The sequence below is a fragment of the Streptomyces sp. NPDC056835 genome, from assembly GCF_042789485.1.
GTDB lineage: Bacteria > Actinomycetota > Actinomycetes > Streptomycetales > Streptomycetaceae > Streptomyces.
In genome coordinates, this window is sequence record NZ_JBHUBB010000004.1 from 247,248 (window position 1) to 259,120 (window position 11,873).

The following is an 11,873-nucleotide window of genomic DNA, read 5'->3' on the forward strand; positions in this document are numbered from 1 at the left end:
AATCCGAGGCGGCCGAGAGTTTACCGGGTGGGACACAAATGCGTACCTACTTGCTGCTCTTATCGACTCGGTCAACATGACAACGTGGGCAGTGTCGTCGCAGAACGCTAAGCGTAAGCCGAACAAGCCAAAGGCGTTCGAGCGACCGGGCACGCGCAAGCGCAAGGTAAGCGCTGCGGAATCTCTGATCCGAAACAATCCGCACGCGATGCCTATTCCTGAATATCGGTTGCCCAAGCCCTAGGGTCAGCTTCGCGTGCCTAACCCTAGGGGGTACACATGGCCGGTCCAGGGGGGACGGAACGCGGACGCGTAAGCATCCGGGTACTGCCTGACACTACGCGGTTTGCTCCGGCCCTACAGCGCTATCTAGACCGTGTGGAACGTCGGTCTCAGATCCGCGTCAACCTTGCCGTAGACACTCGTGGTGCAGACGCTGAACTACGGCGCGTTCTACGAAACCGTGACGTCTCAGTCAACGTCAACCTGAATGATGGCGATGCGGAAGCACGCCTAGCACGTCTCGCCCGAGACCGTACGGCAACCGTCAATGTCGACGTTGACCGTAACGGCGGACTGTCCCGCGCGGGTGGCACTATCTCGGGAATGCTCGGTTCCCTTGGAAGCGTGGCCGGTGTCGCCACTAAGGCGAGTATCGGTGTCGGTGCCATTGGTCTAGCCGGTGTTGCTGCTGGTGGCGCTCTCGCTGCGCTTCCGGTCGCGTTCGCTGCTATCGGTGCTCTCGCCATTGCGTCAAGCGATGAACTAAAGGCACAGTTCGAGTCGGCAGCAGCAGGTATCAAGTCCGAGTTTGCCACGGTGGCAGAACCACTTGGTAAGGCACTTATCGGTGTCATGCCGCAGGTGCAGGCATTCGTCGGACAGCTTGGGCCCCTGTTTGCTGCCGGTGCTGAGACGATTCAGCCGCTCACCGAGGGCGTTCTAGGTCTGGCAACGAATGCCCTGCCAGGGCTTACGACTGCAACTCAGAACCTAGGGCCGGTGCTTGACGGGCTGAAGTCCGGTCTAGGCAATCTTGGTACGGGCCTAGGCGAGATGTTCGCTTCCATGTCCGAGCATGCAGACGGTGCCGGTGCGTCGCTTGACTCGCTGTTCAGCGGACTAGGTGACATTCTCGCTGCTCTCGGTCCCCTTCTAGGTGGTCTGTCGGAGGCATTCGCGCCGCTGTTTGACGGTCTGTCTGGCGGACTGGTCACGCTGATTAGCGCTCTAACGGCTGGACTGGTTCCCGCTGTTCAGACAATCGCCCCTCTTGTTGGTCAGCTTGTACAGGCGCTAGGTGGAGCCCTCGGTGCTGCCATTCAGGCAATCATGCCGGGACTCACCGCGTTTGCACAGGCAGCGCTACCGGCAATCTCGTCTGCGATCACGTCCCTTACGCCGATCCTAACGTCTCTTACTCCAGTGTTTACGCTACTGGGGCAGGTTCTTGGAACGATCGTTGCACAGGCAGTACAGATTCTCGTTCCGCTGATTCAGGCACTAGTACCGGTCATCTCACAGATCCTCATGGCGGTACTTCCGCTCATTGAGTCGCTGGTGAACGGACTTGCCCCAATCTTCATGCAACTTGCACCGCTGGTAACTCAGCTCGGCACACTGCTACTGACTCTGCTACAGCCGGTACTTTCGGCACTGCCCGCGATCATTCAGCCGATTCTAGACGCTCTTAACATCCTGATTCCACTGTTTGTGGATATCGCAACGCAGATCATGGGCGCGCTTGGTCCGAGTCTCGGCACGCTAATGCAGGCGTTTATGGACATCATCGTAGCGATCACGCCACTACTGCCTCTTCTTGCTCAGCTTATCGATGCGTCCCTACGCATTCTCGTACCGATCATCACGCCGATTATTCGGATCATTGCTCAGCTCGTTTCGGGCATTGTATCCGCCCTGGTTCCCGCTGTCCGCACCATTATCGAGTGGCTAGGCGACTGGATTGCCAAGCTGACCGACACCCTACGTTCTATCCGCTCATTCTGCTCTGATGCTGTCGGGTTCTTCAAGGGAATTTGGAACGGTATTGGAGACCTACCGGGCAAGATTGAGCGCGGGTTCAAGTCGGCAATCAACGGAATCATCGGGGTAATCAACGGCCTGATTCGGGCGTACAACGCCATTCCTGGTGTGCCTGACATTTCACAGGTTGGACTTATGGGCATGTCGATTGTGCCGGACGACAGCGGATTTGGTGGCATGTCCCTAACGGCATCCTCCGCAGACATCATGCTTTCGGCACCACCGATGATGCGCAAGGTGGCCAGTCCGCTAGAAGTTCTGTCCGCACTTCCACAGGCTGACAGTGCAGGAGCGGCAACAGCCGACGCCCTACGCAAGTCGCTGGACGCTCAGCGTGCCAGCACGACCGAGACCATTCGACCAGCACAGAACGTCACGGTTAATGCCGAGACAAACGCCGATCCGCACGAGATTGCGCGAGAGGTGGCATGGACTCTGCGTACGCAGGGGCGATAGCCACCCTGAATGTTCAGGGTGGGTCGGGGCATGTTCTCGACCCACCCCCCATCCCTGGGAGTTCCATAGTGCTTGACTGGACGATCTCATACGGGCCTATCACGATTGGTGATGCCGAGGCGCTACCCGCCGTGAACTACACAACTTTCGATATCGCGACCATGCCGGACATCCGGACGAACGACGTAACGCTTATTCAGCGAGACGGACTATGGGCCGGTAACGATTACATGGGCGGTCGCCCAGTTGCCCTTTCCCTACAGGTTCAGGCGAACTCGGTAGGTGAGTTTAGCGCCGCAAACAACCTGATTCAGCGCGCGTTCTCCCCCGGCGTGTCTGGTGAGTCTCGGCTAGCATTCCGTATTCCTGGTATGGCCAATGGTCGTGAGGCGTATGTGAATGCTCGTACTCGTCGCCGGTCTGCTCCCCTTGACGCATCGTTCGCGCGTCTCTCGTGTGCGTATGAGGTTGAGCTATTCGCAACCGATCCGTACATCTATGCAGTTGACGAGTCGGCCGTAACGTTTCGCAAGGGGGCAACTACGCGCGTCCAATTCGATGGCTCGTGGGTTGCTTCCCCGGTGGCCACGTTCACGAACCTTACGAACCCTGTACTGACGAACGCTGAGACAGGTGGTCGGGTTTCGTTCCCAGGCTCCGGCTCGTTCACCGCTAAGGCTCCGAACTACGCGCCCGGTACACGCTTCCTAACTCTTTCCGACAGCGGCTCGAATGCATCGGGCACGGCCGTTTACAAGTGGCGCGATCGGTGGGTTTAAGTGGCTACGTACCGCGTACTCCTGTACAACATGAAGACCAAGGGTGTTTACGCTGAGATTCCCTTCTCTGCGCTGAGTTACGGCTATGTCATGGATGAGGCCGGTTCGGCTACGGTCTCAATTCCTATCGGTGTTCCAAAGGTCGACGGCTCATCGCTTACCCCTGATGACCTGTTCCCCGTGATTACCGGTGTCGCTATCGAGCGTGACGGGTCCCTAATGTGGGGTGGCCTACTGTGGGCTTACCGGCTAAACCTAACGACACGTACAATCGAGATTACCGCTAAGGGATATCTGTCTTACTACGCCTACCGAAACACAGGCGTAAACGGCGTCACGTATAAGAACATCGAACAGACACAGATGATCCGGAATCTCATCACGTCTATCACGGACGGAATTGACACGGATCACAGCGGAATGACTCCCACGAACATGGTTCGTACGCGTACGTGGATCAAGTACGAGTTCAAGTCTCTGGCTGATGTGTTCGCTGACCTCGCAGACGACGTTACGGCACTCAACATGTCGACGGGCACCTACGGTGGCGGATTCTTCCTGTACATGGACCCGTATTGGGTGTCCGATGGAAAGACGATCGGTAACCGTATCTACAACACGCCGAACCGGCACCCTTACGACTCTGGTGTTTCGCTGCAACAGTCTGTGAACTGTGAATTCTCGGAACTCTCAGTTGACGGAACGGAGCTAGCTACCAACGTGTACGCGGTTGGTGCCACGGACGGCACGGCCTCCCTGACCCCGTACGCATCGGACAGCAATCCCGCGCTACTGTCGCGCATTCCGCATGTGAACGAGATTCTGAGCGAGAGCAGCATTAAGCAGACGACGGCACTTCAGTACAAGGTGCGTTCTGCTCTCCGCTATCAGGCAGCGCCGATCATTCAGCCTACGGCTAGCACGTATCCTGGGCTGTTCTCGCCCCTCTCGCTGCGTCCGGGTATGAGCGTGGGTGTCACTACGGACGACGGATTCCTGAATCTGGTTGCCGATGACTACACCGTGACCGAGACGGTTGTCTCCGTTGCTACGGATGGCAGCGACCGACTAACGCTGTCCCTCGTTCAGACCAGCCTATTCAAGGAGACGGAGAACTAATGGTACGTCCCAGCATGACTACCCCGGATCTTACGACGGAGATCCGCGCGCTACAAAAGCGGATTGATGAGCTAGAGCGTCGCCCAGTTCCTCAGACGGTTTTCGACCAGTACCCCACAACAGAATGGGCCGCTATTGGCCGAGGACGTCTCGGGAACAACGAGTGGTCATCGTGTGGCATTGCGAACGTGTCTGGTCTGAAGTACGACCGACTAGAGCTGAAGTTCATCACGGATCGCATGATCAAGGGCCGATCCGAGGCTGAAATGCGGGTGGCTGCCTTCCGGCACGCTTACGGCACGCAGTTTAAGGAATGCATTTCGGCTAGTAGCGTGATGACGATTCATGGCCCTAGCGACGGTAGCCGCAGCATCGGTATCGGAAAGATCCGGTGGATTCACGGTGTCCAGTTCGGTTGGGATTACACCGACGCCGACGACGCTATTTACACCATTGAGCTACAACACCGTAACCCGGATAGTGTGCCGATGAAGGGTGATCCGGGCCGACAGCTCTACGCGTTCTCGAAGCTAACGACCGAGAATGAGTCGACCGGTATTGGTGACTGGCGACCAATGAACATCAGCAACGACAGCTCTAACAGCTACCGAATGCTGGCTGAGCGTCGCGCGCAGGGTTCTAGCAACTGGACTGCGAATTCAGGGTGGTATCAGATTGACATCCCGTGGGATGGCTCTTACAACATCTCGAACATGCACTACTGCGTGGGTCTTCCACAGGAACGCCTACCGGATGCCACCACCGCCGGTTGGTTCTGGTACTCCGGCGGAACTTTCGATATCACCCGCCCCGGAGATATCGCAGAACCTTACTACCGATCGTAGAGGCCGATGAATCTATCAATTTTCTCTGGCCTAGAGCTAGTCGTTCCTGTGCTCGTGTTCGTGTTTGCTGCGCTACAGAAGTTCAAGCGTGGCATCACGGACACGTGGCGGGAAGAGGCAGAGGCACAGAAGCTACGCGCAGATCGCCTAGCTGAACAAGTAGCGGAACTGACAACGGAAGTGAAGGCGCTTCGGCGTGAGAACGCAGAACTGCGCGGCATGCTGAATGTAGCCACAAACGCAGACACCACCCTGAACATTCAGGGTGGGACCGAGGGGGCATAACGTGGCAACACTGTTCAACCTACCGGCATCCGTGCCTACGGTGACACTGCACGGCAAGTACCTTGGTCCAGACGGCCGACCGCTTGCCGGATCAGTGGAATTCCTCGCCCCTACTCCCCTAACATTCCCGGAAGCCGAGGCGTTCGTTACCGGCCCGGTAGTGATCCCGCTGGATGCCGAGGGCGGGTTTACCGTCACGCTGCCCGCTACGGACACTACAGGCTCGAATCCGACCGATTGGGCCTACTGGGTTGCCGAGCGCCTACAGGGCATGGCCGATCGTAAGCCGTACGCTGTCAAGATTCCACAGTCACTAGTCGATCCGTGGCTAGATGAGCTAGCACCTACGGACCCATATACGCCAACGTACGTTGCTGTTGTTGGTCCGCCGGGCCCTAAGGGCGAAATCGGCCCACAGGGAACCAAGGGCGACCAGGGCATTCAGGGCGTGAAGGGCGACACAGGGCCGCAAGGTCCAGCGGGACAGAACGGTGCAGGCTCCGGCACCGTAACCGCAGTGAACGCCGTACAGCCAGATGGAGCGGGCAACGTAACGCTTACTCCGGCAATTATCGGGGCGGTTGCTACGGCTAGCGTCGGCATTGCGTCCGGTATTGCATCACTCGGGACAAACGGCAAGGTTCCTGCTGCACAGCTTCCTACACTTGCCGATCCTAACGCGGTCACCTCGGTGAATGGTAAGGCCGGACCCACGGTCACGCTTGCCGCTGCTGATGTTGGAGCTATCGCCACAACCGCCCGAGCTACCGCAAACGGTGTTGCCTCACTAGACGCTGCTGGCCTGATTCCCGCAGCGCAGATCGCCGAGAACATCGCGCTCAAGTCTGCGGATACGAGCCGAGCCAGTACGGCAACTCTGGCCGCCGATAACCACCTAGTGGTACCGGTTGTAGCGAATGCGACATACGCGGTTGAGGCCGTAGTCGTGTGGACAAACGGCGGTGGCGGAATGGCGATCGGATGGACCGGACCTAGCGGCGCAACGATGGTTTGGACCGACAACGATGGTGCCGGTATGCAGACGATCGGGACAACCGATACATTCTCGGTCACCACCGGTACATCACTAAAGGGTGCACTCAAGACCGGGACAACCGCCGGAAGCCTGACGCTCCGCTGGGCCCAGGGTACGTCGAATGCAGCGGCAACGGTCCTAAAGTCTGGTTGTTACCTCAGCGCCCGACGCATTGCGTAACCCACCCTGAACGTTCAGGGTGACTCGGGACCCCGTCGGCTATTGGCAGGGTCCCCCTCATTGAAGGGATCTTCTATGGCAACCCCCATGACTGCTGATCAGTTCGTTGCAGCGCTACGCGCCGAGGGGCTGACGGTTTCCGAGATGTCCGGTTGGCGAACCAACAACCGTGACCACATCAAGGCTTTCGGGCCCGTGAACGGTGTTGTGATCCATCACACGGCAGGCACCGACTCTAAGTCGCTTGTCTTCAACGGCACGGCGGATCTTCCGGGGCCGCTGTGTAACTCGTACCTTCCCAAGACCGGAACGGTTTACATGGTCGGTAACGGGCGCGCGAACCATGCCGGAGAATTCGCGACTAACGCGTTCAATGCCATGGTTGCGGAGTCAGCTACGCACCCTGTACCGGGTCCGGACGCTATCGATGCAAACTCGCGCACGTATGGAATCGAGATCGAGAATCTAGGTAACGGTTCCGACTTCTACCCGCAGGCACAGTACGACGCTGCGGTCAAGTGGGCCGCTGCTATCTGCCGTTTCCACGGATGGACGGCTAACTCTGTGATCGGTCACAAGGAAGGAACGTCGCGCAAGATCGACCCAAAGGGGCCGATCGGATCCAAGTCAGGTCCAGCGTTCGATATGAACGCATTTCGCGCTGATGTTGCGGCACGGCTAAAGGGGATTCCTGCTCCGGCAAAGACGTATGCGCCGTTCCCCGGTACTGCATGGTTCAAGAAGAACCCTAAGTCAGCGATCGTAACGGCCATGGGAAAGCGGCTAGTTGCCGAGGGATGCTCGGCGTATACCTCCGGTCCCGGTCCGCAGTGGACCGATGCTGACAAGCGCTCATACGCAAAGTGGCAGCGTAAGCGTGGGTTCTCCGGGGCGGACGCGGACGGGTGGCCCGGTAAGACGACATGGGATGCCCTTAAGGTCCCCAAGGTCTGAATGTAACAGAGAGTGAAAATGCCGGCGGGGCCTATGTCCGTTTTCCCCCGACTTCGGTCCCGCGGTTTCTCACTGTAAGTAACAATCGAGAGGATCACGCATGGCATTTGTCAAGACTCACGCTACGCGGTTCTATGCGGTCGCTGTAGCGGCTGTGGCACTTGTGGCTCACTATGTGCCGGACATCCCCTCCGAGGCTGTTCTAGCCCTATCTGCGGCCGTTCTCGGTGCAGGTGAGGCAGTACAGCGCACGGAGAACCGAAAGAACGTCTAACCCGCTCCCCTCGGGAAGAACATGAGAGATATTGCGCTGATTGGTCGGGCTCGCTCAGGTAAGGACACTGTGGGGGCCCGGTTGGTCGACCGATTCGGGTACACGCGGCTTGCGTTCGCTGACCCGCTAAAGGATATGGCACTAGAGATAGACCCCATGATCCCGCTGGTAGGTCACATCCACATCCGCCTATCCAAACTCATCGAAAACGTGGGATGGGATACAGCGAAGGAACAGTTCCCCGAGGTTCGGCGCATCCTGCAACATGTTGGGCAGTCCGTTCGGGAACATGATCCTAACTACTGGGTACGTGTCCTCATGGCCAACATGACAGACGGACACATTGTCGTAACTGACGTCAGATACCGGAACGAGCATGACGCGCTTGTTCGGCTAGGGTTCCGTACGGTCCGGATCATCCGCCCCAGCGTGGAGGAGATGACGCACAGGAGCGAGACTGATCTAGAAAGCGTCCCAACGAACCTACGGATCGTGAACAACCGCACGGTCTCTGACCTACACGCGCACGTAGACACACTCCCATTCTGACCCGATGCCCCCATGGTGCTCACGCGCTGTGGGGGCATCTTTGCGTTGTGGTAAACTGCTTGGCCATGAAACGAAACAGCCGCTGTACACGCAAACCCGTGTGCCCAGAGTGTGAGAAGCCGGGGTTCCTTAAAGATCATCCTGAGTGCCACAAAAAACGCGTGACCCGAAAACGGCAAGAGCAGCGCTCCCGCTCTGGACGTGCGCCGGATCTTCGCCGAATGTCCCCCGACTGGAATATCGTTCGCCGCGCACTAGATCTCAAGGTTCCGCCCGCCGTACTGGACGAACTGGAGCGCAAGCCGTGCGAAATTTGCGACAGTCCCGCACCGGAGGAGCCCAAGCACCATAATGCGGCCGTTCGCCGCGACACAGGGGCCGTTGTCGGAACAATCTGCCGACGGTGTGCCATCGCACTCGGCGCGTTCGACCACTCTCCCGAAAAGCTACTTCGCGCGTTCGCCTTGCTCAATCGTTCCTTTGACCTGCGGCAATAGATTCCACCTTGAACATTCAGGGTGGCGAGTTGACACGCCCCAGGGGGACCGCTACTGTTCTTCTTGTGAGGCCGACAGGGGGTCGGCCCAAACCGAAGGGAAACCACGATGACCGCGAAGCTTAAGGTTCAGGACGTTCTTTCCGCTGGTGAGCGTGTCGCCCGAGTCGGCAAGGGCCAGACCCCCCACATTGTCAAGGTCAACGGCATGGAGACTGAGACGCTGTGCAACGGTAAGCCTGCCACACCGGCGGACGACTTCAACGGCGAGTTGAACGTGTGCGCCAACTGCGCTAAGCTCTTCCCCACAAGCACCGAGAACGACACCAAGGAGACCGAAATGGCCCCGAAGACCGCCACCGCTGAGGAAAAGGCCAAGGCTGCCGAGACGTTCGAGACGGTTCGGACGGACATCCGGGCCATGGTTGAATCGCTGGACAAGCTCAACAAGTCGGACGCCGACAAGATCAAGGCAATGCTTACGCAGGGTGAGGCCGAGCTGCTGAAGGTAACCGCAACTCAGCGCGCCGGACTCAGGATGGAACTCAAGAACGCCGCAGCAGAGGCCCAGAACCGAGCAAATGGCGAGACGGCCGGTACCGCGATTGCCAAGCGGGAGAAGACCGAATCGATTGAGCAGATTCAGGGCTACGAAGAGATCATCGATGAAACGTCGACGGTCGTGGCCGAGGGGCTGAAGGCCGAAGAAACCGCACAGGCAACGGCGGGTAAGGTCGCAAACATGCTGCTGGAGGCGCGTCTCCGCACCTTCAACTCCAAGGGCGACCCGGACCTTAACGGCCGTGCGACCCCGTATCGTGAGCTGTCCGGCAAGACGTACGACGTGGCGGCCGAAAAGCTGCTTGACAGTGGATACCAGAACAAGGTTGCCGACTTCGACGATCTGCGTAAGGACCTGTCCGACAAGGTTTCTTACCAGTTCTCCGCCCTGCTTCCCCAGCTCGTCCGATCCATGGACAACGACGCCGAGCGCGCCGCCGAACTGTTCCCGCGACAGGTCGACATGGCAAAGAAGGAAGGGGTTTCCGTCTCTACGATCCTCTTCCGTGAGTACAAGATTAACCCGGAAAGCATCGCGGAGCGGACGGCTCGTAAGCGCTTGGAGAAGAACAGGGAACTCGCCGAGGGTGCAAAGAAGAAGACGGAACTCACCTCCGGCGAGGGCGAGGGCGAGGGCGAGGGCGAGGGCGAGGGCGAGGGTGCAGAGAAGACCGAAAAGAGCCTGTTCGACACTCAGGCTGAGGCACTGGACAGCGTGAGCAACCTTCTTGTCTCGGTGCTGGAGAACGCCGAAGAGTACGACGCAGACCAGGCCGAAGCGCTCCGGAAGAAGATCACGGGAGTCATGTCCAAGATGGGTGAGGCTCTGACCAAGCTTTCTCGCGACTAATCGGCCGACAAGTTGGGGCCCTCGCTCGGGAAACTGAGTGGGGGCCCCGGTCCATCTGTCACCCTGAACGTTCAGGGTGAGAAAGCGAAGGTGCAAGAAATGAGTGACGACGGAATCTCGCGAGACTGGCCCGGACAGCTTGTCACGTTCGGCGTGCACGGCCACATGTTCCGGCATGATCAGGGCGCCAAGGGTGGCAAGGTGTACGACGAAAGCGGGAAAACCCTGATCGCCGCTTTCCTGTACATCGACGCTGGGGATGAGAATACGCCCACGGGTGTATATGTGGGCGGTACGGAAGACGGGGCAAAGCTTGTCTATGTCGAGTCGTACGACGGGGCAAGCGAGTATCTTGTGGCCCGCGAAAACTACGCGACAGAAACCATGTACCACGCTGGTTACCGGTTTACGTGGGACAGGGACGGAGACACGGCGGAAGCCATCCTAGACAGTCCCGAGGACGACCCGTACGGGCGCGCAACCGGCACCGTGTGTCGAAAGCTTGTAGGCTACGTGGTGAACGCGACCGGCGACGAGACCGAGTTTCACGCCCTTTCGCTGGACGTTGTGGCCGGTTATCTGTGGGGGTGGCACAGTGCGCGAGGAACGTTCGACCTTCCCCCGGACCCGAGCGGAAGTGAACACCGGTGAGTGAGAATAGCGCGCGAATCATCGGTCTAGAGATCCTACGGATGGACACCGAGGAAGCGAATGCGAGGGAAGAGAGGAAGTTCGGAAAGGAACGGCGGAAAGAACATGAGGCTCGCCGCCGAGGTCTCAGGTTCTCGCTACACATCATTCTGACCGAGGACCGGTCCCGACTCCCAGGGGCCGAGGTTGAGGCGTTCCTAGAGGCGCTGAGGGGCCAGGAAGGGGCAAGCGAATGACAACCGAGTACGACAGCGAAGAACGCGTAACCGTCGAGTCGGCTAACTACCTCTTGTTCGTGGAACCAGTGAAGGACGGTGGCTCAATGGAGCGCCTGTCAACGCTGCGCGAGGTAGCCATGTACGTGATCGACGGATTCGACTACTACCTGTCGAACAGCACTATGAACGATCTCGCCGAGACGCTGAAGACGGGGCGAGCGGCAAGTATCGAGCTACCGAACGAGACGACTTTAACTGTCGTTGACAACAGGGACCCTAAGGCCATGAGGTCCGGAGAGGAGCGAGCGTGAGCGACAGACGAAACATCACTGAGGGCCGGTGCCTTATGCACGGTTCCGACTGTGGACCCATCACGTACCAAGTCGCCGTACCAGCAACAGCAAGGTACGGCGACATGATCAGCGTGCTGTCGTGTGACGTGTCTGACCACCTTGGGTCCACCGTGGCCGGTGTCATGCGCAACAAAGGGGGGTACGGCGCGTCAGTAGAGTTTGTGAGCGATGAAGCAGAGGAACGGGTGAGAAACGTCTAACAGACTCGCTACACCCGGCCCCGG

General features: G+C 58.6%; 10 protein-coding genes. All 10 read left to right on the plus strand.

Annotation, left to right across the window (positions count from 1 at the left end; all coding sequences use genetic code 11):
- Positions 1-627 precede the first annotated feature (627 nt).
- The 10 genes from ACFRMN_RS06830 (at position 628) to ACFRMN_RS06875 (ending at position 11,607) form a co-directional block, all read left to right on the plus strand.
- A complete protein-coding gene (locus tag ACFRMN_RS06830) occupies positions 628-2,499 on the plus strand; it encodes a hypothetical protein (RefSeq protein ID WP_383014306.1) in 1,872 nt (623 codons plus the stop codon).
- A gap of 809 nt (positions 2,500-3,308) precedes the next feature.
- On the plus strand, positions 3,309-4,397 hold the full coding sequence (locus ACFRMN_RS06835; RefSeq protein WP_383014309.1) for a hypothetical protein: 1,089 nt from the start codon (positions 3,309-3,311) through the stop codon (positions 4,395-4,397).
- 188 nt (positions 4,398-4,585) lie between these two features.
- A complete protein-coding gene (locus tag ACFRMN_RS06840; protein ID WP_383014312.1) occupies positions 4,586-5,242 on the plus strand; it encodes a hypothetical protein in 657 nt (218 codons plus the stop codon).
- Between the two features lie 286 nt (positions 5,243-5,528).
- Entirely contained in the window at positions 5,529-6,743 is a 1,215-nt protein-coding gene (locus ACFRMN_RS06845) for a hypothetical protein (protein ID WP_383014315.1), read from the plus strand.
- A gap of 75 nt (positions 6,744-6,818) precedes the next feature.
- Positions 6,819-7,697: a peptidoglycan-binding protein gene (locus ACFRMN_RS06850; RefSeq protein WP_383014318.1), complete on the plus strand. Its 879-nt coding sequence runs from the start codon at positions 6,819-6,821 to the stop codon at positions 7,695-7,697.
- A gap of 430 nt (positions 7,698-8,127) precedes the next feature.
- Positions 8,128-8,520 (plus strand): hypothetical protein, encoded by a 393-nt coding sequence (locus tag ACFRMN_RS06855; RefSeq protein WP_383014560.1) that lies wholly within the window; start codon positions 8,128-8,130, stop codon positions 8,518-8,520.
- Between the two features lie 605 nt (positions 8,521-9,125).
- Entirely contained in the window at positions 9,126-10,427 is a 1,302-nt protein-coding gene (locus tag ACFRMN_RS06860) for a hypothetical protein (RefSeq protein ID WP_383014321.1), read from the plus strand.
- Between the two features lie 99 nt (positions 10,428-10,526).
- A complete protein-coding gene (locus ACFRMN_RS06865) occupies positions 10,527-11,078 on the plus strand; it encodes a hypothetical protein (protein ID WP_383014324.1) in 552 nt (183 codons plus the stop codon).
- Positions 11,079-11,119: 41 nt separating this feature from the next.
- Complete coding sequence (locus tag ACFRMN_RS06870; protein WP_383014327.1) at positions 11,120-11,314, plus strand: hypothetical protein; 195 nt, start codon at positions 11,120-11,122, stop codon at positions 11,312-11,314.
- Complete coding sequence (locus tag ACFRMN_RS06875; protein WP_383014331.1) at positions 11,311-11,607, plus strand: hypothetical protein; 297 nt, start codon at positions 11,311-11,313, stop codon at positions 11,605-11,607. The genes ACFRMN_RS06870 and ACFRMN_RS06875 overlap by 4 nt, the downstream gene beginning before the upstream one ends.
- Positions 11,608-11,873: the final 266 nt, after the last annotated feature.

Coding starts and splice junctions, on each gene's coding strand:
- ACFRMN_RS06835 (WP_383014309.1), top strand. CDS start 3,309: ATGAAGACCAAGGGTGTTTACGCTGAGATTCCCTTCTCTGCGCTGAGT.
- ACFRMN_RS06850 (WP_383014318.1), top strand. CDS start 6,819: ATGGCAACCCCCATGACTGCTGATCAGTTCGTTGCAGCGCTACGCGCC.
- ACFRMN_RS06855 (WP_383014560.1), top strand. CDS start 8,128: ATGATCCCGCTGGTAGGTCACATCCACATCCGCCTATCCAAACTCATC.
- ACFRMN_RS06860 (WP_383014321.1), top strand. CDS start 9,126: ATGACCGCGAAGCTTAAGGTTCAGGACGTTCTTTCCGCTGGTGAGCGT.
- ACFRMN_RS06865 (WP_383014324.1), top strand. CDS start 10,527: ATGAGTGACGACGGAATCTCGCGAGACTGGCCCGGACAGCTTGTCACG.
- ACFRMN_RS06870 (WP_383014327.1), top strand. CDS start 11,120: ATGGACACCGAGGAAGCGAATGCGAGGGAAGAGAGGAAGTTCGGAAAG.
- ACFRMN_RS06875 (WP_383014331.1), top strand. CDS start 11,311: ATGACAACCGAGTACGACAGCGAAGAACGCGTAACCGTCGAGTCGGCT.